We start from the raw sequence: 22,002 nt of genomic DNA on the forward strand, positions 1-22,002 counted from the left end.
TCTACTTTTTGCTAAAAATCCAGAAGTAGGGGCGCAGGGCCTGCGCCCATTCAAAAATCTGTTTCCTGCCATAACATACAAAGCATTTATTTATTGTTTTTTGTATTACCATATTTGATAAAAAAGCAAACTAAAAACTTCTTTTTCTTTCGCTGCATCTTTTCCCCTTTTTGAATAAAGTAAACCTAAAGATATCTAGAATAAATTTCAGTTCTAGCCAGAAATTCTGCTAATTTGTAAATAATTGGTTAAGCTACAAAGATTTTTAGATCAAGAAACCAAGTCAACCAGGTATTTATCGTCATATCAACATTCACGTTTCAGGGGTTGTGGCAATGGATATTACGACGCTGTTAATTGTTTGGTTAGTCACGGCTGTGAGCTTGTGGATTATTAGTAAATTACCTTTGGGAGTTGAAATTGATACTCCAGAAAAGGCAATTTTTTCCGCCGCAGTTTTAGGTATTATTACAGCACTAGTTAAGCCAGTTCTCAAGATTTTGTTTGTGATCCCAAATTTAGCCACCTTTGACTTATTATCTGGTATCTTCACATTCATGATTGCTGTTGCCTGTTTTAGTATTGCTGCTTGGTTAGTAGATGGTTTCCGGTTACGTTTTGGGATTTGGAGTGCTATTTTAGGTGCGTTTGCTCTAACTATTGTTAATAACGTTATCTACAAATTATTGGGTGTTTAAAGATAGTTATTGGTTGGGTTGTAGCAATATCCCCAATGGTACAAAGTGAAACCCAACACAAAAATCACTATTAGACATCTCCAGTAAAATAAGGTAATTCCATGTAATGTCTCTGCATGGTTTGTAGAAACCGCATATTTCATTTCTGGAGATGTCTATTTATTATGATCTTGTTGATTTAACTATGTAAATTTGTAAATAATCTGGCATTATTACCACTCGCACCACTTACCCACACAGATGCTTATGTGAATTAAATCCTGAAACTCTTGTAATACCATTGATGATTCTGCCATTATCGTTTTAAAGAAATATGGAAACTCTGATAAAACGACAAAAATTTCAACTTATATAAAGATGGGTTAATGAAATATAATTCTACAGAAGGAGCGATAGCGAAGCGCTGCTGCAAGCAAATCGCACTCTTCTAGTTTATCTCATGCGAATCGCTTCCCTCACCAAAGAGATCGCTCTGATGCAAACAATAAAGGTGGGTTATTTTTAGAAAAAATCAGCGAAAATTTTCCTATATCCCCTTATTTTTGAAGATTCCTCATTCTCACTTTGTCATTTTCAACAGCATCAAGGGGGAAGTTTTCGTTAGCAAGGAAACGCATGAATTAGGCAGGAATAGCGTAGATTTTTTCGGATTTTAGAGAAGCACTAGCATAGGCAAGACAGGCTTGAATGTCTGCAAGGGTAATACCTGGATAATTACGCAAAATTTCGTCATTACTCCAGCCTTGGGACAGAAGATCGATGATAAATTCAACAGCTAGTCGTGTTCCTTTGATAATAGGTTTACCGACTAAGATGTTTGGGTCAATAGTAATTCGAGATTGCCAATCCATAGTTATTCAGATTACAAATATATGAAGGTGTTTATTAGTCTATTTCATCAATTATTGCACCGATCTCCTGAATTGCTAGGGACAAAAATTCCTCCGCGCGGTCAATTTGTTCTGCGGCTTGGTCTGTTGTGACGGCGTTCAATTGTCCGTAGTCGCCAGTTGTTCGCAGTTCCTGTGCTTCAATTAGGAACCGATGAAAATTAGTTGGGACTAATTGGGGTTTGGCAAATTCTCGCCCAAAAGCAGCAATAACGGCTGAATGTTTAGAAAATGAAAGTCCCTTACCTTCTAAAAATGCTTCTGCAATGTAGAACATGGCGTAGTAGGCGCGGGAAGTGGCGTAGTCTGGGAAGTGGTTGGTGAGTAGGAGTTTTGCAGCTTCTAAACTCTGTTGGGCTTTGAGGAGGAGTTCCCGTTGTTCGTCGGTCATAGAAGAACGCCTTCTTTACGGATATTACGAAGTAAAGAGCCATTGCGGGTTTGGTAGTGGGTTTCGTCCATGAAAAGACAGCTAATGACAACATCATAATCTAGGGAAAGATCGGCGATCGCTTTACCCGTGCGTTTGATTTCTTCTCCGGGGTTAACTGGAGGCTTCAGCACTACCAACACATCTATATCTGATCCGGGTTCTGCATCACCACGGGCTTGAGAACCAAAAAGGGTAAGGTGTTGTAAGCGATCGCCATACAGGTCAGTGAGTTCTTGTTTAAGGTGAGTGAGAATAGGCTGAAGGTTAATGTTCATGGTGATGAAGGTGATCTGAACTTTTCACGAGAATTAGGCATACAATAGCTGATTGTGAATTTCATCAGCCATTAATGTATTTACCAAAATACCAACCCGTTGTGCGATTTCATAGGCATTTTTCTGGGGGACAACGATAATGCCAGAATGCTGTTTGTCTTCCCCGATGTATTGAAAATGCAGTCGTTCAAAATCAACTCGGTTATAGGTGAGGATACATCTATTTAGAGAAGTTGCAAGTTCAAGCTGTTGACGATCCGTTTTTCCGAGGGTTGCTTGTTCGGGAACGGTTGTCACATCCAAACCACGAGAACGCATTCATGGTAGCGACTAATGCGGACATATCCTCATCTATATAAAGTGCTGCAAAGATGGTCATAATGTGCCTAATGCAGTCTTTACAGCAGGATGTACCAATTCATTAGGCACTTGATTTCGTTCAATATAATCGTTAATTTCTGCTTGATGATCAAGATAAAAACTCAAGGCATCAAATACTTGTGCCAGTGTTAAATGTGGTAAATGATTAGGTATTTCTTCTGGCATAATTCCTAATCGCCATAGACCAACAATAGCACGGATTGATGTACGAGTTCCTGTAATAATTGGCTCTCCACCTAAAATTTCAGGATTGCGGGTAACATAGCGTGAGGAGGTTTCAGCAAACATAAGATAAGTTGCTCAGATAGTCTGATGTTTTCTCTAGTTTATCAACTTAGCTGGCTGACTAAACTTTAATGATTATTTTAGTTCGTCTAACCACTTACCAATGCTCCAATACCAACCCATCTACATAATCAAAATCCGTATCATCTGTAACTAATATCCACCCTTTTTCCAAGCACTGAGCAGCAATCCAAATATCATTCATTGGAATTGGTCTGCCTTTGCGCTTCAGCATTAAACGAGTTCGAGCATAGATAGAAGTTGTTTCTCTTCCCAAGTGTACAACTGTACAAGTTGAAATAAACTCTAGATAACGCGGTAAATTTTGTAATGGACGCGATGAATTTTCAGCCCCAAATAACAATTCTCCTGCTACCACTAAAGGTAAAATAACTTCTGGTAACGTCAATACTCTTTCAATAATTGCAGTATCACCATTTAAAAAACGAACTGCAACAGAAGTATCTAAAGCAATTTCACCACTCATTTTTATCCACCTGCCGACATTCAGCAATTGATTGTTTTATCTCTGTTGCTTCTGCGTTGCTTAAAATTCCTGCAAATTTTGCCAGGGGATGATCTTTGCGTGTTGCCTGAACACGGTGTAAATAATCTAGTAACATTTGCACAAGGTCATCAGGTGCTTGTTCTAGTTCTTGGATTAATTGCTCACGGTTTGTCATATATTGCAACCTCTAAAGCATAATAAGTGGGAATCGCTCTCCTCTAGTTTATCTCATGCGATCGCCTGATCATCCTACATGAACCATAAAGATCGCTTCCCTTGTCGCAAACATCGCACTCATACAAAGAAAAAAGGTGGGTTAATAAAAAAAATGTAACTCTACAAGAGGGTCGATCACACTATTGGGTGTAAAATTTTTATGGTTGTTTTATGTTTACAACCTTGGTGCGGAAAACAATAAGTATTTCACTTTTAACTTTGTCTTGATTTGTTACAGAAGCATGACAAAGATGCTCATGACCATCTGGTCCACTTATGTAAATAGAACGTCCTTTCTTCCTTACCCAATAATTACTGCCATCTTCTCCTTCAGCAATAAACCACAGTTCTTTTTTTACCATTTAGCACCTTCTTATTTTCTTTGCATATCTATATTATTAGATAGAAACGTTCTGTTTCTTACAGCGAAGCTTTCCTTTAGTTATGTATAACCAATATCATCAAAATTCAGCTTTGTTTTTATTTCAAACGCCCCGACTTTTAGAGAAATAATGTCATCTAATAGCATAATAGTTCGCAATAAACATCTACGCGTTTCTGCTCTATAAACTTCCGAATGAACCCCTTTGTTAGCTAACTTAGATAATTTTTCTATCTGCTCACACAGAGTCTTTGTACTAACACAGATAAGGTCAATATTGGTATCACTCTTTCTGGTGTCATCCGCAAATGCTAAAAGCCGATTTCTATAGTGCGGTTTTCCAAGTTTGTGTTCTTCAGCTTTTTCTTCTACGGGAGGGAATAATTCATCTGAAACATATTCTACTATTCGTCTACAGGAAGCAGTAACTTGAGCAAATTCTTCATTAGTTTCAGCTTCATTAAAAGTTTTTAAAGTAGCCCATAATTTGTTCCCAAGATCAGGAGCAGTATCACCTAATCTGTGAGCTACACTGTCAGTAACAAAAGCTAATAAATTGCCACAATTTTTCTTCCATTCTGCAATTCTTCTCGCATGGTCAAAATCATGGTACTCGTCAAAGATTGAATATCTGCCATTCAAGCTTTCAAAACTGACTTGTTTGAAGCCAATCTGTCTAAGACGTTCAATAGTAGATTCATCCTTTGATTCATCATCAGGAAAACCATCCCAAAACACTGAGGCATTTTTATTATTAATTCTGTATCTTACACCTATTGCATTTGAGTATATAAACCAATGTACATAGGAAGCATCATCTACCTCCATTGCACCCAAATAGGCTTCAGTCTTTTCTCGAAGCTGTTCATCCAAATAATTGACAAGCTGCATTTCAATTGTTTCAAAACAAATTGTGAAAATCTCGTCTCTTAACGCTTGTATCAAGCTATCGTTAATCATCCTTGACCATACAGTATTCTCAGGATGAAGCCAAAGGTTTACAACCTGAAAATACTTATCTTGATTAAACTTTCGCGTTTCTGTTCCTGAGCTTGTTTTTCTAACATCAACAGCTAGATTCGATAGAAGTAAATCTCCAGTTAATATTTTTGATGATAAATTTAGATTCCGATGGTTCAGAAGAATATTGAATATAAATTTCTCTATATTATTTCCGTAATTTGAGCCTAGACTTGAGTGAAAAGCATTGAAATGGAAAGCGACTTTCATAAATTACAAAGCAGTAAATGTTTAACTTACTTAATAAAAGCTATTTAGATCGTACAAGAATATCATTTTGAATCGCTTGCTCATCATAAATAGTAGGCTTCTTATTAGGTCTTAAAATACTGTAGTAAAGTCTACCCAAATCTAGAACCAACATCTTAGTTTCTTGATTGTTTGGATTAGCTTCTAGTATTTTTAGTGATGTATTATACAACTCTTGCGCCTCAGCGTGTGTAATACCGATAGAAAGGTGAATTAAAGAAATAATTCTCTCCTTTATAGCTTGATTTTGAAACTCTTTCATAAGATTGTCTGCTAGAAGTCTGAATGTATTGGCTCTATTTCGCTTTCCAGCTATATTGATTCCAAAACTCATATTAAGTCTTTGTAAGACTTGTTCCAGTAGCTGCCAAGCTTTAATATTGGATGAGTTTTGCTCACATATTTTAAGAATTCGATCATAATAACCGCTATTAAATATGTCTTCATGCGGAATCCATGTGGAAGACCTCCAAGTTTCAATAAACTTATCGTAAATTTCAGGAAAACTGGGGTTTTTCTCTATTTGGATAATACAAGTTTCAATACTTTTTAACTCTGCTTTACCTTTGGTAGAAACATTGTACCTAACCCAAACTACAACTGCTATAGCTAACAATATGATAATAAACTCCAACATAAACTACTCTCTGATGCTTCACTTGGATATAGGACTCGTATTTATTATTTAACAGGCTATAAATAGCCTAACCCTTCAATTTTAAAGCTGCAACTGTTAGAGGGGCAATATGCACATCAGCAAGAAAGTGAAGGTTATTCATGCCGAAGGAATACCTACAATTCTATCTGAAACAGTCCAAGCTGCGTAGTTAAGAGCCTGTCGAATATCTTCATCCTCTAATTCTGGATAAGCTGCTAAAACTTCCTGAACCGAAAGGTTACTAGCCAGTAATTTCAAGACAAAGCCCACAGTAATCCGCATTCCCCGGATTGTTGGCTGTCCAAGGCAAACGTTAGGATTAACAGTAATACGATCTAATTGAGCCAGCACGGTGAGACTCCTGAAATATAAAAATTCTTTCTCTATTATATTATTTTAAGCGATTACGCCATTTTTTAGGATCTTGAGAACAGGGAAACACCGTATATATAGTTACTAACTCAAGTTGCTGGTCATCTAATTGAGCCTGGTAATTAGTTATAAAATCCCAGTCTTCATCCTGTAAATCCTTAAATCCTGGTCATCCTGATTCAGACATTTTCACATACAACAGGCTTGAGAAAAAAGTCAATTAGTCTTAAATTTAGTTACAGTTAGATCACAAATAAATCGTGAGGGGTGATACTATGCGTGTTTTGCTAGTTTATCCAATATTTCCAAGCACCTTTTGGTCCTATGAAAAAATCCTAGCATTGGTTGACAGAAAGGTTTTGTTACCACCATTGGGTTTGGTGACAGTAGCGGCAATTTTACCCCAAGAGTGGGAATTCAAACTTGTAGATCGTAACATCCGCGCCGCCACAGAAGAAGAATGGGCATGGGCAGATATGGTGATTTTCTCCGCCATGATTGTCCAAAAACAAGACTTATTAGAACAAATTCGGGAAGCAAAAAGACGCGGTAAGTCCGTAGCTTTGGGTGGACCTTATCCCACATCCACACCCCATGAAGTGGAAGCAGCAGGGGCAGATTTCCTGATTCTCGATGAAGGGGAACTGACTTTACCCATGTTTGTGGACGCTGTGCAACGGGGAGAAAAATCTGGAGTTTTCCGGGCTACAGAAAAACCTGATGTCACTGGTACACCGATTCCCCGGTTTGATTTATTAGAGTTTAATGCCTATGATATGATGTCCGTGCAGTTTTCGCGGGGTTGTCCCTTCCAGTGCGAATTTTGCGACATCATTGTGTTGTATGGACGCAAACCCAGAACCAAAAATCCCGCACAACTTTTAGCAGAGTTAGATTATCTCTATGATTTGGGTTGGCGGCGGGGTGTGTTTATGGTGGATGATAACTTTATTGGCAACAAACGTAATGTGAAATTGTTGCTAAAAGAGTTAAAAGTTTGGATGGAAGATCATCAATATCCCTTCAATTTTGACACAGAAGCTTCTATTGACTTGGCACAAGACCAAGAAATGATGGAGTTGATGGTTGATTGTGGATTTAAAGCGGTATTTTTGGGGATTGAAACCCCAGATGAAGATAGTTTACAACTAACTAAGAAATTCCAAAATACTCGCAGTTCTTTAACTGAAGCTGTAGAAACAATTATCAGAACTGGTTTAAGACCCATGGCTGGGTTTATTATTGGTTTTGATGGTGAAAAAGCTGGTGCAGGCGATCGCATTGTGCGTTTTGCAGAACTAGCAGCCATCCCTTCTACCACCTTTGCTATGTTACAGGCGTTACCTAATACCGCTTTATGGCATCGGCTCACCAAAGAAGGAAGACTGCGGGAAAACCAAGACGGGAACATCAATCAAACTACATTGATGAATTTTATTCCTACCCGTCCTCTGGAAGAATTAGCCAGGGAATATGTGGAAGCCTTCTGTGCTTTATATGACCCTGCTGCCTATTTAGATCGCACCTATCGCTGTTTTTTGATGTTAGGTTCTCCCAAATGGACAGCACCAGCGAAAACACCAGAATGGGTAGTTATTAGAGCTTTATTAATTGTCATTTGGAGACAAGGTTTTAAACGGGAAACTCGCTGGAAATTCTGGCATCATTTCTTTAGTATCCTCAAGCATAATCCCAAGGTAATTGAACAATACGTTTCTACCTGCGCTCACATTGAGCATTTTATGGAATATCGGCAAATTGTCCGCGATGAAATTGAAAGTCAATTAGCTGAATATTTAGCCCAAGGTGCAGAAAAACCTTATGTGATTGAGAAAGAAAAAGTAGTAGCTTAATAAGTAGTACCAGATCCCCGACTTCTTTAAGAGGGTGTTTGAAAAGTCTAATTTATACCCACCTGGCGACTAGAAGTCACAGCTACACAGACAAAACCCACCTTCGTGGGTTAAATAACCTTAATTTTTCGTTAGTCCACGCACCATCTGGACTTTGCTTGTGTAGTAGCGTACCCTTCGGGAAGCAAGCTACGCGAAGCGTGCCGGAGGCATCTTTATATTCGCCCAAAACTTTTCAAACATTCTCTAAGAAGTCGGGGATCTATGAGGGATTTATACCATTAAAGGAGGGCTTATGACTCAAGTTATGGAAAGTTCTTTGGCTTTACCATCAGTAGAACAACGTTTTTTCTGTGCAGGAGTAACTTGGGAAAGATTTCAAGTTATTCAAAAAAGTTTTGAAAATGTTCCAGGAGTGCGTTTATTTTATTGTCAGGGAGTGCTAGAAATTGTGAGTATTGGTAAATTACATGAGTTGATTAGTCATTTAATTGGTTTGTTGTTAGGACAGTATTTTTTAGATCAGGAAATTGAATTTTTTCCTAGTGGTAGTTATTCACAAATTATTCCGGGAATAGTTGAATATCAAGCTGATTTATCTTATTGTTTAGGAACTGATAAATCTAGACCAGATTTATGTATTGAAGTTGTTGTTACCAGTGGTAGTCCGATTAAATTAGAAAAATATAAATTAATGGCAGTTCCCGAAGTTTGGTTTTGGGAAGATGGTACACTTGCTGTTTACTGCTTACGGTCAGCAGAATATGAGAAAATTGTTAAAAGTGAGTTATTACCAGATTTAGATTTAAATTTATTTAATCGTTGTTTGTTAATGTCTTCTCCCTTAGAAGCTGTTAAAGAATTTCGTCGCCATTTGGGAACAGAAGCAATTAAAAATTAAAAAATTCCTGCATTTAAATTCAGGCTCAAGTGGCTGAATTTCAAACAACAGAGGCGACTGTAAAGCTGGAAGAGGAAAAAGCGCAAGTTTTAGTTTAGGGGTTGTTTTAGAAGTTTCTGGATGTGGCTTTAGGCACTTATTGATAGCTTGCGTGGCGAAGCCATTCCCCCCTAACCCGCCTTAACAAGCTACGGTGTACACACAAGTATTCTAGAGTTGCCCCACAACGTTTAGATCCCCCCAACCCCCCTTAAAAAGGGGGGCTAAATTCTTCAAAGTCCCCCTTTTTAAGGGGGATTTAGGGGGATTGGATAAGGTTTAGCATCCTGTCTAGAGATGTGTGTACACCGTAGCCTTAACAAGGGGGGAACGGTCATCAAAGTCCCCCTTTTTAAGGGGGATTTAGGGGGATCTAAAATTTTTTGATACATCACTAAGGACTTTATTGCTAACGCCACGTAAGCTATCAAACATCCTCTTAGGGGTTTTTGGTGGGCAATGCCCACCCTACGTAATGATCGGTAAAGTCACTGTAAAAGTTGAACCCACTCCAACTTGACTATTAACTGCAATGTCACCTCCGTGGTCTTGAATGCACTGTTTGACGATTGTTAATCCTAAACCACTACCAGGAATTATCCCTACATTTTCTCCCCGATGAAATGGTTCAAATAGTTGTTTTTGGTCTTTCTCAGTAATGCCAATTCCTTGATCTTGAAATTTTAAAATTATGTCTTTTTCTTGTTTAATTAATTCAAAGAGGACTGTACCACCGGGAATTGCATATTTAATGGCATTATTGAGTAAATTACTGATAATGTGTTTTAATAGAGTTTCATCCCCCAGGAATTCAAAACAGTGTTCGGAACTGGTAAAAATTAAATTCAAGTATTTTTCTTGGGCAGATAATTGAGCTTGTTCTACTAATTCATCGCATAATTTTTCTAAGTCGAGGATGTGTGGTTTGTAGGATAATTTACCTGAATCAGATTTACCAATTAATGAGGCTTCATCTAATAAATTTGATACATTTTTTATGGCTTTACGGATAAGTTGTAAATGATTTATTCTTCCATCATTTGTCAGTTCTTCATCATACTTTTGCAGTAATCCCGCTGCTAGGAGAATGGTATTTAAAGGATTACGAATATCATGGGAAAGCATAGTCACAAATTCAGATTTAAGCTTATTAATTTCTTGGGATTTTAAGAGTTCTGTAGTTTTTTTTTCGATTTGAGTTTCTAAGGTTTGATTGACTACACGTAATTTTTCTAAACATTGTTTACGCTCTATAGCATATCTGCACGAACGCACTAATATATCTGGATTTACGTGTCTTTTGACTAGATAATCTTGCGCTCCTTCTCTAACTGCTTCAATGGCTAATTCTTCATCATTTGTGTTCGTGATAACTATGATAGAAATGCTCGGATCTTTCTCCATTAACTGCGGTATAGAAGCTAATCCTTGACTGTCAGGAAGAGTCAAATCTAACAAAATTACGTCATATTTTTCGTTATTTAATTGGTTGATACCGTCTTGGAGTCTTTGGACATGAACTAAACTAAATTTTTGAGATTTTGTGAGTTTAATAAACTCTTGTAATAACCTAGCTTCTGCTAAGTTATCTTCAATTAATAGGATTTTTAATGGGGCAGTTGCAGTAATCATTCCTTGATTTAACCTGTTATGAATTCTGAGTAAGGTAGGTTGGTTTTGGTGGTCAATGCCCACCCTACGTGTATTTAAAAAATCACATATTCTTCTTATATATCCTAATTATTCTCATGGTAAGATCGCGGTAGAAAACCAAAATTCCTCTATATTTTTGATGATTTGGAATAGCTGATTGAGGTTACGAGGTTTGGCAATGTAGCAGTTAGCGTGTAAGTTGTAACAACGCAAAATATCATCTTGGTTTTTTGAAGTTGTTAATATGATGACGGGAATGGATTTTAATCGAGGATCAGATTTAATTTCTTCTAATACCTCTATGCCATTTTTTTGAGGTAAATTCAAATCCAATAAGATTAAGTCAGGGCGTAGTGCGTTAGTATATTCTCCCTCTTGATGGAGGTAAGTTATAGCTTCTATACCATCCCTAACTGTGACTACTTGATGGGGTAAGGAGATGATTTTCAATGCTTCTTGGATGAGACGAACATCAGCTTTATTGTCCTCCACCAGAAAGATTGTTTTGTGTGTTTCTGCCATTTTGACGTTCATGATCACGGCCTCTGATGGGAATCGTAAAGTAAAAAGTTGCCCCTTGGCCATCTTGAGACTCTACCCAAATTCGCCCCCCATGACATTCGATAATTTTTTTACAAATTGCTAAACCCATTCCCGTACCAGAATATTCATCTCTAGTGTGTAGACGTTGAAAGATGATAAAAATGCGATCGCCAAATTGCGGATCTATACCAATTCCGTTATCTTTAATTGAGAATAACCATTCATCTTCTAGTCTTTTTGCACTAATATGAATTTTTGGTGGTTGACTACTGTGGAATTTAATCGCGTTACCAATAAGATTCAAAAATAGCTGAATTAATTGTGTTTCATTAGCCATGACTGCGGGTAAGGGATCATAGGTAATGATTGTGCCAGTTTCAGTAATGCGTTGATGTAAATTCTTCAAAACTCGATTTAAAGCTGTTCCTACCGACGTGACTTGAAAAGCAGTTCCTAATGTATCTACTTTAGAGTATGCGAGTACGTCATCAATTAACGTCTGCATTAAACTTACACCTTCAACGATATAACCAATAAACTCTTTTCCATCTACGTCTAGTTCTGGGACATAACGCATTTCCAAGAGTTGCACATAATTGGCTACTTGATTGAGTGGTTCTTGCAAATCATGGGAAGCGACATAGGCAAATTTTTTCAATTCTGCATTAGAACGTTGTAAATTTTGGGCTAATTGGGCTAATTCATCAGCTTGACGTAAGACAATATTGATGATTGATTTTCGTAATTCCAATGCAGCTTTAATTTCTACATTTTGCCAAGGTAAAGATGTTAATTGAACTATTTCTTTCCATAAGTCAAATGATTTGCGGGGAGATAATCGGACATTTCCTTCAGATTGATCAACTGAAAAAGCTTGATGAGGATTTCCACCCCAATTTACAGTTTGAATTATTTCTGGTCGAAACCACAATACATAATTTTGCTTAGAAATGGGAATAGCTAATAAACCACTAGCGACATTTTTAAAACTAATCGCATCTGGATACATACTCGGTAAAGAATCTGTGGAAAATACCTCATCTTTTACATTATTTTTCAGCCATTCCACTAAAAAATTCAGTTCTTCTTCTGTGGGAGTATTTCCAATTAGGGTATACTTGCCACCAAAATACACCGCTGCACCTTCAGCATTAGTTAAATCCAGCAGATTTAGTTGATTTCTGACTAAACCATCAATAAAGTTATCTTCTTGAGACATATATTCAACCAACGATGATTGAACTTGTTTTAAATTTATCTGATAGTCGTAGTCTTCTGTTTCTTCTTTTCCAGAAATTTCTGAAAATATGATTCTTCCTAAAAATTCACAAGCTTTCCGTAATTCATAAGAAACAAATTTGGGTGCTTGGTGATGACAAGCAATTAAACCCCAAAGTTTGTTATCCTTAATTAAGGAGATTGTCAAAGATGCACCCACACCCATATTATGTAAATAATCTATATGACATGGTGCAGCACTTCTGAGAATGGAATTCGTTAAATCAATAGGTTTTCCACTAACTGGGTTAATTTTGGGAAAAAGTTCGGCTGATGATTGAAAGTTTGTATCGGGAATAACTCTAATCGAGTTTTCTAAAAATAATTGTCGCGCTGGCCGAGGAATATCTGATTCTGGATAATGTAAACCTAAATAAGGTTCTAAAGTATCTATTTTTTCTTCAGCAATTACAGAACCATGTCCATCATCAGCAAATTTATATAACATTACTCTGTCAAATTCGGTCATTTTGCGGATTTCTTGCACAATGATTTGACTAAAATCGTGGAAGCTTTTACTTTTTTCTAACCGATTAACTGAGGCTTGAGCTAAATGATAAAAACTTAAAAAGGGAATATTCTCTTGAGATGCAGTAGGTTCTAATTCTAAGATAAGAAACCCTTGAGAATGACGATAAAAAGTGGCATCAAATACTGTATATTCATCTCCTTGCTTCTTAATCCAAATTTTAGTAGGATTAATAAAATCAAGGTTCTCTTCCGATAACCAAAACTTAATTTTTTGGATTTGGTAAGGATCTAGTATATCTTCTAATTCCTGTTGCACCATATCTTCTGGAGATATGCCAAAAGTGCTGAAAGTATTTTGACTAATTTGTAATATTTGTAAATCTGGCTCTTTTAAGACCAACAAAACCCCATGTGGTTGAATTTCACTAACCAAATGTATTGGTGCTTCTTTTAAGCTGTTGATATTAACATACTGCTGCTTGACATTGATATCCATAAAGTCTTTCCTCCATGATTCTGGAGTCCAAAATATGTATGTAGCTTTACATCTAAATTCCTCACACCTGTAAAAATTCTTTTTGATTTAGTAGCTTTGATAGTGACAAAGCCATAGGTCCTAATCTCAGAATAATGTAGTGTTTCGTAGTCAATAGCAGAAAAATATTTCCTACTATTGACGTTTACGGTCGGTTTGACCAGTCATTATTTCTAAGTAAAGTTTGCTTCAACCTAGTTATCTAAGCTTGTTAAGGTAAAGACACTTTCCTTTCAGAATGTTTAATCAGTACCGACAGATCATGGAACTAGCGAATCCCAAGGTGTCATGACTTAAATAACGTTTACCCTTTGACTACACTCAGGGTGGTCTGGTTCACATCTAATCCGTATTACTACTTTTTAGAATGATCCCTAAAGTTGTATTTACTTTCATACTTTATTCTTACATAGTTTCACTATTCATTCCCTTATATATAGATAAGAAATGTAAAAATTTTCATGATTAAAGCTACAGTATTTGTGTACATATATTAAGAAAAAAGCAGAATTTAGGTGTAGATGAAACCAAGTATAAATTTAGGTGTAGAGACGTTCCATGGAACGTCTCTACTCTTAATCACCAACATCCAGAAAAAGATCAGAATTTAAATCAAATCCAAGAATTAAACCACATCCGCATTCTATAACCATCAGGAGATATGGGTAAACCTAAATAAATAGGCATCCAGAAAATAAAGGCAGCGATAATAATAAAAGTTATAGTTACCCCTACAATCCGTAATGTGCGATAATAACTCAGCAGACATTGATCAACAAACCAAGCGATCGCTATAAATGTAAAGATAACAGCAGACATATAATGATAGATAAAAACACACCTTGTTACCTCTACCCACGGAAGGAGATTAGCTGCATAATTTATGACTAAAAATAAACCAATCCAAGTATCAAGGCTGAGATTTTTAGGGATAAATAACCGCTTTTTTTCTATTGCCGGCATAGCAATTTTCATTATTACCATCCCAATTAGAAAGATCATAGCAGCTAAACCAAACCACCATAAAAATGGATTACCTATCGCATGAACATCATAAATTATCTTACCTGCACCACTAGGTAAAGGTGGTCCGAATACAGGTAAGCTATCATGAATACTTTGAGTAGTTTCATAGAAATAAGCCATTGGCCGAGTTAATAATGGCCATTTGTACCATGCTGCACAATAAGGATGAACACTAGGACTATTACCACCTAACTGGAGATGAAAGTGTAAGATTTGTTTATGAACTTCAATAAATCCATATCTTTGATCAAGTTGGAGATGAGGAATCCAAATCAGACTATAAATAACTGCGGGAATAATTCCTAAATAGGAAAACATTTGCCAAATATTTAATTTAGCCAGATTTTGTAAAGGTGTTTTTATGGTAACAACTGAGGAATTATTCTGGTGATTAAAAAAATGTAAATAAGAAAATAATGGCACGCGGGAGCTATTATCCAGAGATTGTAACCAGCGAATTATCCAAGCTGCTATCCATAAACCATAAGCACCACAGAGAAACCATAAACCGTTCCATTTTGTCCCAATAGAAGCTCCAAAACTTACACCAGAAAAAATTAACCAAAACCAACGTTTTTGCTTCTCTAATGCTAATAATAAAAACCATTGTCCGAGTAAACCAAAGATAACTATATATACGTTACTTAAAGCATAACGAGATTCTACTAAAAATAAGCCATCACAAGCTGTAAAAAATCCGGCTAATAAAGCAAAACGATGACGATAACTAAATTGATAAGTTAATAAACTCACTACTACGGGAATCAATGAACCAATGAGAGCATTTACCCACCGATAATTCCAAGGGGATAATAAAGAACCTGTAAGACTATTTACAGTATCTCGGCCAATGGGAATATGACTACTAATCCAAATACCCAACCCAATCATATATTGACTTAGTGGGGGATGAGCATTAAAAAATGGTGTATGGGTAAGATAATTATTGCCAAATTTAGCAAAATAGACTTCATCGAATACTAAAGTATTAAATCGGCTGAGTCCCCAAAAACGCAAGCTACATGAAAGCAGAAATATGCCTATTATTCCTAATCGAAACCAAGTTTTTTTCATGATGTTCTTCAGATATTTTGGAAAAAACTAACTAGAGTTAGATCCCCGACTTCTTAAAGAAGTCGGGGATCTTGTTGTTGTTGTCCACAAATATAGAATAATAGCTCTAATACAGTCAGAAAACTTAATTTACTATGGCACAATTAGAGCGATTGGTAAAAATGGCAGAAGATGAACTTACGGAGTATAGCACTGATGCCCGCAAAATGGAAAAACTTCGCCGCAAGATTGGTTTATCAGTATCATTAGCGGAACAGAGGCAAGTAAAAGCAACATTATTAGCTACAATACCATCTAGTAAAATTGCAGAAGTTGTGGAGGAGCAGAGACAAGTCGTGGCCTTGCCATTTTGGGGAATTGCTGGTTTGGGTTTGCTACTTGGGATTTCTCTAAATCAACCCATTGGCTTATTAGCAGCTATAGGGGGGACTGTAGTTGCTTTTAGAATTCAAAAATGGGGTTGGCAATTACAGGCAAATCGTCTATTATTACGGACATTAGAAGATATTGAAACCCGGATTTCTCAACCTAGTAATTAAGTACAAACAACCGATTAATTAAGGAGATAGCAGTTATGACCAAGTATGATTATATTTTTCAATCGAAAGAGACAATAAAAGAATCATTGAATAAACAAGAAGCAGTAGCAGCAATTGCTGTGATTACAACAATAGTTGATTCGGGTACTGAAGATATAGATGCGGAAAGTTTAGCTGATATTCTCTGGGAATTTGAGATATTTGATGAATACTCAGAAGAAGAAATGCTAGAAACAGTGGATAGACTTGTAGAAATTGCCGAGGAAGCTGGATTAGGTTCTTTGTTTAATGCTGCTAGTGCGGGGATTTCTGATGAAGTAGTTTTAGATGGTTTTGCGGCTGGAGTGATTATGCTTTTAGATGCAGAAAATATGATTATTCCTGCTAATAAAAAGGTTTTTCTGAAACAATTACAAAAAGCTTTAGAACTGGATGATGAAGAAGCAGAAGAAATTATTAAAGAGGTAATTGACTCCATAGAAGCAGGAGATGAGGAAGAATATCTAGATGAAGAATATGAAGCTGTAATCTTGAATGAATCGGGTGAACAATTTTATCAATCACCCTTGGGTAACTTTATAGTTCCTGTTCCTCTGGATTCTGAACAGGGTGGAAAAATTCAAGCTGAAGAAGGAATGGTGAGCTTTTCTAATGATATTGGCACTTTACTCAGAATTGATTATTATCCTCTCACTCTAGAACAGATTGATGATCTAGAATCTCAAGAAGATGAAACATATCTTAAATCTGTTCTTGTCAATAAATATGTCCCCCAGACAATTATTTCTCAAGTTCCTAGTGCTGAAGTCAAGTATACAGAATATTTGGAAGATACTTTGGAAACATCTTACTATGTATTAGTAAATATGCCCAAAGGTTCAACTATATCTAAGCATGAAAATAACGGCAATGGGATCAGATTAGATGCCTATAGAGGATTATTGTCCTTTGTCAATAATGAATGTTTGTATATAGTTAGTAGTCAACGCAGCTTTGTAAATGGTGAACTACCTGGTTCAGTCAAAGAAGAGGCTGCGAAAATGAAACAAACTATTTTAGATTTTGTTAGCACGATTGAATTTGCCTAAGAGCGTCTTTGATAGCTTGCGTGGCGTAGCCATAAAATCATGATTGATGTATCAAATATCTTTTACCCCACCCTAACCCTCCCCTTATTCCTAAAGTCAGCAACGCCAAAAATCGTTCAAAAGCTGGTTCCATATTACTTTTGATTTTTGACTTCCGCGAAGCGGTACTAGTACAGCACGGCGTAAATAAAACAACCATTCTCAATCGCCAAAAAGCTTACGCCATATTATTTTTGACTTTTGACTTTTGACTTTTGACTTTCGCCTTGCGGTACTAGGGTATTTCTCTTGAATGTAAAATATTATAGTTGTGGTAATTTTGGAAACATCACCACAACTATAATACAGCTTAAAAATCGTGTAAAACTCAGGATAAAGAAGTAATTGAACGATTTTAACTTTTCAAAGATAGTTTTTCATGGTTTTTGAGCATTTTTCTTTGAATTTCTCATAAATTCGCGTTTGTAAATAATTAGGTTCTGTTATACGTTTTACATGATATAGTACATAGATTAGAAAATACCCAAAAAATTATACATCTTGTGTATGAAATGTGTCTATTTTCTCCTTTAGGGACTTCCAAATAAAAAAATGTCCCAAAACTGACGCAAAAATTCTCTCTCTGTGTTCTCTGTGCCTCTGTGGTTCGTTTATTGGGATAATTTATTTCTTGGAAGTCCCTTAAATATCAAATCCCCAGATAATTTTCAGAAGTATCTACTAGATTTTTATTTTTCCAATATCTAACATGATTACACAAATTCAAAATCTGCGGATTTTTTATCCATTCCTAGTGCCATTTATAAGCTCATCTCAGATTTATTGGTTATACATTTTTTCGGCTTTGTTACTAGCTTTGATTATATATAAATTAGGGTTATCTCAACAAGACGAACAGATAAATTTAAGACAGTATCTTTTGCCAAAAGCAGTTTATTTACATCCTTCAGCGATCGCTGAATATAAGTATTATTTTTTATCTTCGCTCTTAGAAATATTTGTAATATTGCCAGTTATATTCTCTCTACCAAATCTAGCAAATATCATTTGTCATTATTTAACAGAAATTACGCACCTGACAACGCCTTTTTTAATTACCAATCCTCATTGGTATCATTATGTCATATTGAGTATTTTTGTGGCTTTAGCGGGGGATTTTGCCTATTATTGTTACCATTATTTAGCTCATAGAAGTTCATTCTTTTGGGAATTTCATAAAGTCCATCATTCTGCGGATGTACTAACTCCGATGACTGTTTATCGCTCTCATCCCTTTGATTTAATATTAAGTATGATCTTTGCGACGGTAATGCTGGGTTCTACCACGGGAATTTGGATTTATTTATTTGGTAATCAAGTCTCCCTTTTATCCATTTATGGAGTTAACTGGGAGATATTCCTATTTTATCTAACTGGTGCTAACTTACGACATTCTCATATTTGGTTGAACTACCCCTATAAAGTTAGTTATATGTTGATGAGTCCTGCTCAACATCATATTCATCATAGTGTTGAGCCAAAGCATTATGATAAAAACTTTGGTTATATTCTGTCTTTTTGGGACTGGATATTTGGGACTTTGTATATACCGAAAGGTTATGAAAAGCTGGATTTTGGTCTGTCAGATGGGGAATCAAGTTTATTTAATAATCCGATTAATTTATTGGTACAGCCATTTAAATCTATTTGGCAAAGTTACAACCAACAAATATCTAAGTAGGCAGGCAAAATTAATTACATGAAAGATTTAGATTTAATGTAGGGGTAGCGCCCCTGTGCCTACCCCCATATTTCGGGCAACCACAGGGGGTTTGCCCCTACAAAATTAATTGGTTTAGGGATTTTTAAAATACCCCCATATTTCGGGCAACCACAGGGGGTTTGCCCCTACAAAATTAATTGGTTTAGGGATTTTTAAAATACCCCCATATTTCGGGCAACCACAGGGGGTTTGCCCCTACAAAATTAATTGGTTTAGGGATTTTTAAAATGTTCAATTAATTTGGCACGACTACTTAAAAAGTAATTTCCTATCAACAATCTCAATGCAAATTAAGTCAAAAATATAGTTATGAATAACATGAAATTAGATTTGAGTTCAAATTTGTCGGATTCGACTACGATCATCAATGATTTGCCAGAAAATGGTTTTTGTATCCATGATTTATTTGCAATTCAGGTAAAAGCAGCGCCAGATTCAGTAGCGACAATATTTGAAAATCAGCAACTTACCTACCAAGAATTGAATGATAAAGCCAATCAGTTAGCACATTATTTACAGAGTATTGGTGTAGGTGCTGAAGTCATGGTCGGCTTGTGCGTAGAGCGATCGCTCGACCTGATTATCGGTATTCTTGGTATTCTTAAAGCTGGAGGTGCTTATGTACCCATAGATCCAGCCTATCCCCAAGAACGCATAGCATTTATGCTAGAAGATACTAAATTGCAATTTGTGGTGACACAACAACAATGGGTAGTATCTCTACCGGAAAACTCCACAACAATTTGCTTAGATACAGATTGGCAGAAAATAGAGTGTCAAAGTTCCCATGATCCAGTTAGTGGAGTCACAGCCGAAAATCTCGCTTATTTAATCTATACTTCTGGTTCTACTGGTAAGCCAAAAGGTGTACAAATGCCTCATGGTAGTATTTGTAATTATCTTGAGGCGATCGCTAAAATATTACCAGTTAATAGTAACGATATTTATCTCCACACAGCATCTTTCTCTTTTACTGCTTCAGTCAGACAATTATTTTTACCTTTATCTCAAGGTGCAACCAGTATTCTTGCTACTCGTGAACAAACCAGAACTCCTTTAAGTCTATTTGAATTAATTCAAAAACGTGGTGTTACTATTTGTGATGGTGTACCCTCTGTATGGCGATATGGACTCATTGCTTTAGAAAGTTTAGACCAACAATATACAGAATCTCTGAGCGAATCAAAATTAAGATTAATAGTATTTGGTGGCGAATTACTACCCTATCAACTAATTAAAAAGTTACGCAACCTATTCAAAACACCACCCCAATTTTTTAATATTCTTGGTCAAACTGAAAGTATTGGCCATGGTTTTTATACTGTTCCCGCAGACTACGATCTTGAAGATGGCTATGTTCCCGTTGGTCATCCTTTAGCAAATATTCAACAAGTTTATGTCCTTAACGCCAATATGGAAGAAGTCCCCATAGGAGGATCGGGAGAAGTCCATATTCAGTAAACCAAAAAGTTTTTTCCTGAAGGGAGATCGCCAAATACTGTGTAGTATAAAATACTTTTTTATTCCCGATACTCTAATCAGCAGACATAGTATAGATAATAATTACTTATGATTAGCTGGTTAATAATTTCTTGACGCTAACCGGATGGAATATAAATGCTTTCAACGACTTGATATTTCTTCTGTAGGGCTTGAGATAAAAAGGCTAACATCTGTTTGAGTGTAAAAAGTGTGCGATAAATTAATCTACTACCTTTCCTTTTACGACTGATTTTGAGCCATAGTAGATTCACCCAGATGTTAATTAGAAGAAAGGATATTCCAATGAATAGTAATCTCAAGACTGGATTTTTGTTATTCGTCTTAATTCGACAAATATTTTTCAGACGATAACTGGTTTCAATGCCAAATCTTTTTCGATAATCTTGATAGATATAATTTAAATTTGTTTTGACCTTATAAGCAACATAAACAAAGTATTGAACCCCATGCTTTTTATGCTTTCCCTTTCTATATTTACAGACGATCCATAAATCAAATGTGACAAAATCATCTTTGTCTCTTGTAATAGTATAGGTAGTTTTATAACTTTTTTTACCCTTGAGGAATTGTTTGATTCCTCCTTTTTTTCCAGTCTTGATAGCAGGCATAAGAAAGGGAATATCTAATGCCTGTAACCATCTAATTACAGGAGTATTAAAAAATCCCCTATCCAAATAGAGTTTTTTTACATTTATTTTTAGGGATTCAAGTTCTGCTAATAAATAAGTAATTAAAGCCACACTAGTATCTAATTGGCGAACACCTCTTATTGCTAGAGTTACACGCTTATTATTACTAATAACATATAAAGTGGCATAGGCATAAAATGAATTAGTACCAGATTTAGCTTCACTTCGATATATGTAGGGTAATTCTGACGATGTTGGTTGACCATAATAACAAATTAAATTTAAATCAATCGCTATTTTCAAACACCCTTTTTTTAATCCTAAAGGAATTCGACTTTTTAATGCTTGATTTATTTGCGCTTCTAATTCCTCAAAATTGTTAATTTTATTGAGATGATATCTAATATCATTAGCTGTCGGAATATTTTTTAACAATTTAGCTGTGTTTTCAATACTGTCTCCAGTGCTGGCTGCTTTAACCAGAATCTCGAATAAAGTTTGTTGGTCACAGGCTCCTTGCGTTTCAATCGAAAAATTTTCTACTAAACACTGAATAACCTCATCAAGAGTTTCTGAGTCGGTTAAAACGAGTTCTTCTGTAGACTCGCCCCGCGTGGCTTTTGTTAGAGATGAAACAGTCAATTTTTTCAGCCAATATGCTACACACTACTTTCATCATTTCATATTTTGATCCAGTGCAAATTATGATAACTATTTCTTATATATTTGGTATTCTATAGT

21 protein-coding genes and 2 pseudogenes are annotated in these 22,002 nt (G+C 36.0%); 7 read left to right on the forward strand and 16 right to left on the reverse strand.

Features of this window, described 5'->3' with window-relative positions; translation table 11 throughout:
- Nucleotides 1–335 precede the first annotated feature (335 nt).
- Nucleotides 336–698 (forward strand): phage holin family protein, encoded by a 363-nt coding sequence (locus EZY12_21250; GenBank protein QSX67226.1) that lies wholly within the window; start codon nucleotides 336–338, stop codon nucleotides 696–698.
- 620 nt (nucleotides 699–1,318) lie between these two features.
- Here EZY12_21250 and EZY12_21255 read toward each other — a convergent pair.
- The 11 genes and pseudogenes from EZY12_21255 to EZY12_21305 all read right to left on the reverse strand — a co-directional run bounded on the left by EZY12_21255 (nucleotide 1,319) and on the right by EZY12_21305 (nucleotide 6,346).
- Nucleotides 1,319–1,549 carry a DUF433 domain-containing protein gene (locus EZY12_21255; GenBank protein QSX67227.1) on the reverse strand — a complete coding sequence of 77 codons (231 nt, stop codon included), beginning with the start codon at nucleotides 1,547–1,549 and terminating at the stop codon, nucleotides 1,319–1,321.
- Between the two features lie 34 nt (nucleotides 1,550–1,583).
- Nucleotides 1,584–1,979, reverse strand: a complete 396-nt coding sequence (locus EZY12_21260; GenBank protein QSX67228.1) for a HEPN domain-containing protein — start codon at nucleotides 1,977–1,979, stop codon at nucleotides 1,584–1,586.
- Nucleotides 1,976–2,296, reverse strand: a complete 321-nt coding sequence (locus EZY12_21265) for a nucleotidyltransferase domain-containing protein (GenBank protein QSX67229.1) — start codon at nucleotides 2,294–2,296, stop codon at nucleotides 1,976–1,978. Before EZY12_21265 ends, EZY12_21260 begins: the two co-directional genes overlap by 4 nt.
- A 33-nt stretch (nucleotides 2,297–2,329) precedes the next feature.
- A pseudogene (locus EZY12_21270) lies at nucleotides 2,330–2,675 on the reverse strand (DUF5615 family PIN-like protein).
- A complete protein-coding gene (locus tag EZY12_21275; GenBank protein ID QSX67230.1) occupies nucleotides 2,672–2,965 on the reverse strand; it encodes a DUF433 domain-containing protein in 294 nt (97 codons plus the stop codon). Before EZY12_21275 ends, EZY12_21270 begins: the two are co-directional and overlap by 4 nt.
- Before the next feature lie 94 nt (nucleotides 2,966–3,059).
- Nucleotides 3,060–3,449: a type II toxin-antitoxin system VapC family toxin gene (locus EZY12_21280; protein ID QSX67231.1), complete on the reverse strand. Its 390-nt coding sequence runs from the start codon at nucleotides 3,447–3,449 to the stop codon at nucleotides 3,060–3,062.
- Nucleotides 3,439–3,645, reverse strand: a complete 207-nt coding sequence (locus tag EZY12_21285; GenBank protein QSX67232.1) for a hypothetical protein — start codon at nucleotides 3,643–3,645, stop codon at nucleotides 3,439–3,441. Before EZY12_21285 ends, EZY12_21280 begins: the two co-directional genes overlap by 11 nt.
- Nucleotides 3,646–3,844: 199 nt before the next feature.
- Nucleotides 3,845–4,048 carry a hypothetical protein gene (locus EZY12_21290; GenBank protein QSX67233.1) on the reverse strand — a complete coding sequence of 68 codons (204 nt, stop codon included), beginning with the start codon at nucleotides 4,046–4,048 and terminating at the stop codon, nucleotides 3,845–3,847.
- A gap of 80 nt (nucleotides 4,049–4,128) precedes the next feature.
- Nucleotides 4,129–5,298 carry a hypothetical protein gene (locus EZY12_21295; protein QSX67234.1) on the reverse strand — a complete coding sequence of 390 codons (1,170 nt, stop codon included), beginning with the start codon at nucleotides 5,296–5,298 and terminating at the stop codon, nucleotides 4,129–4,131.
- A 40-nt stretch (nucleotides 5,299–5,338) separates the two neighbouring features.
- Nucleotides 5,339–5,974, reverse strand: coding sequence for a hypothetical protein (locus EZY12_21300; GenBank protein ID QSX67235.1), 636 nt, complete (start codon nucleotides 5,972–5,974; stop codon nucleotides 5,339–5,341).
- 138 nt (nucleotides 5,975–6,112) lie between these two features.
- Complete coding sequence (locus tag EZY12_21305) at nucleotides 6,113–6,346, reverse strand: DUF433 domain-containing protein (GenBank protein QSX67236.1); 234 nt, start codon at nucleotides 6,344–6,346, stop codon at nucleotides 6,113–6,115.
- Between the two features lie 296 nt (nucleotides 6,347–6,642).
- On the opposite strand from EZY12_21305, the gene EZY12_21310 reads away from it, so the two are divergent.
- Together EZY12_21310 and EZY12_21315 are read left to right on the forward strand one after the other, a co-directional pair.
- The gene (locus tag EZY12_21310; GenBank protein QSX67237.1) at nucleotides 6,643–8,220 is read left to right on the forward strand and encodes a DUF4070 domain-containing protein; all 1,578 of its coding nucleotides are present in this window, start codon (nucleotides 6,643–6,645) and stop codon (nucleotides 8,218–8,220) included.
- Nucleotides 8,221–8,515: 295 nt separating this feature from the next.
- On the forward strand, nucleotides 8,516–9,121 hold the full coding sequence (locus tag EZY12_21315; protein QSX67238.1) for a Uma2 family endonuclease: 606 nt from the start codon (nucleotides 8,516–8,518) through the stop codon (nucleotides 9,119–9,121).
- A 507-nt stretch (nucleotides 9,122–9,628) separates the two neighbouring features.
- Here the strand turns inward: EZY12_21315 and EZY12_21320 are convergent.
- The 4 genes from EZY12_21320 to EZY12_21335 all read right to left on the reverse strand — a co-directional run bounded on the left by EZY12_21320 (nucleotide 9,629) and on the right by EZY12_21335 (nucleotide 15,740).
- Entirely contained in the window at nucleotides 9,629–10,792 is a 1,164-nt protein-coding gene (locus EZY12_21320) for a hybrid sensor histidine kinase/response regulator (protein QSX67239.1), read from the reverse strand.
- 114 nt (nucleotides 10,793–10,906) lie between these two features.
- A complete protein-coding gene (locus EZY12_21325; GenBank protein ID QSX67240.1) occupies nucleotides 10,907–11,347 on the reverse strand; it encodes a response regulator in 441 nt (146 codons plus the stop codon).
- Nucleotides 11,292–13,601, reverse strand: coding sequence for a GAF domain-containing protein (locus EZY12_21330; GenBank protein QSX67241.1), 2,310 nt, complete (start codon nucleotides 13,599–13,601; stop codon nucleotides 11,292–11,294). The genes EZY12_21325 and EZY12_21330 overlap by 56 nt, the downstream gene beginning before the upstream one ends.
- A 651-nt stretch (nucleotides 13,602–14,252) precedes the next feature.
- A complete protein-coding gene (locus tag EZY12_21335; protein ID QSX67242.1) occupies nucleotides 14,253–15,740 on the reverse strand; it encodes a phospholipid carrier-dependent glycosyltransferase in 1,488 nt (495 codons plus the stop codon).
- 134 nt (nucleotides 15,741–15,874) lie between these two features.
- On the opposite strand from EZY12_21335, the gene EZY12_21340 reads away from it, so the two are divergent.
- The 4 genes and pseudogenes from EZY12_21340 to EZY12_21355 all read left to right on the forward strand — a co-directional run bounded on the left by EZY12_21340 (nucleotide 15,875) and on the right by EZY12_21355 (nucleotide 20,584).
- A complete protein-coding gene (locus EZY12_21340) occupies nucleotides 15,875–16,279 on the forward strand; it encodes a hypothetical protein (GenBank protein ID QSX67243.1) in 405 nt (134 codons plus the stop codon).
- 35 nt (nucleotides 16,280–16,314) lie between these two features.
- Nucleotides 16,315–17,367, forward strand: a complete 1,053-nt coding sequence (locus EZY12_21345) for a tellurite resistance TerB family protein (GenBank protein ID QSX67244.1) — start codon at nucleotides 16,315–16,317, stop codon at nucleotides 17,365–17,367.
- Nucleotides 17,368–18,115: 748 nt separating this feature from the next.
- A complete protein-coding gene (locus tag EZY12_21350; GenBank protein ID QSX67245.1) occupies nucleotides 18,116–19,087 on the forward strand; it encodes a sterol desaturase family protein in 972 nt (323 codons plus the stop codon).
- A gap of 351 nt (nucleotides 19,088–19,438) precedes the next feature.
- Nucleotides 19,439–20,584, forward strand: a pseudogene (locus EZY12_21355) (AMP-binding protein).
- 143 nt (nucleotides 20,585–20,727) lie between these two features.
- On the opposite strand, the gene EZY12_21360 reads toward EZY12_21355, so the two are convergent.
- Complete coding sequence (locus tag EZY12_21360; GenBank protein QSX67246.1) at nucleotides 20,728–21,903, reverse strand: ISH3 family transposase; 1,176 nt, start codon at nucleotides 21,901–21,903, stop codon at nucleotides 20,728–20,730.
- Nucleotides 21,904–22,002 lie beyond the last annotated feature (99 nt).

This window comes from Dolichospermum sp. DET69, from assembly GCA_017355425.1.
Taxonomy (GTDB): domain Bacteria; phylum Cyanobacteriota; class Cyanobacteriia; order Cyanobacteriales; family Nostocaceae; genus Dolichospermum.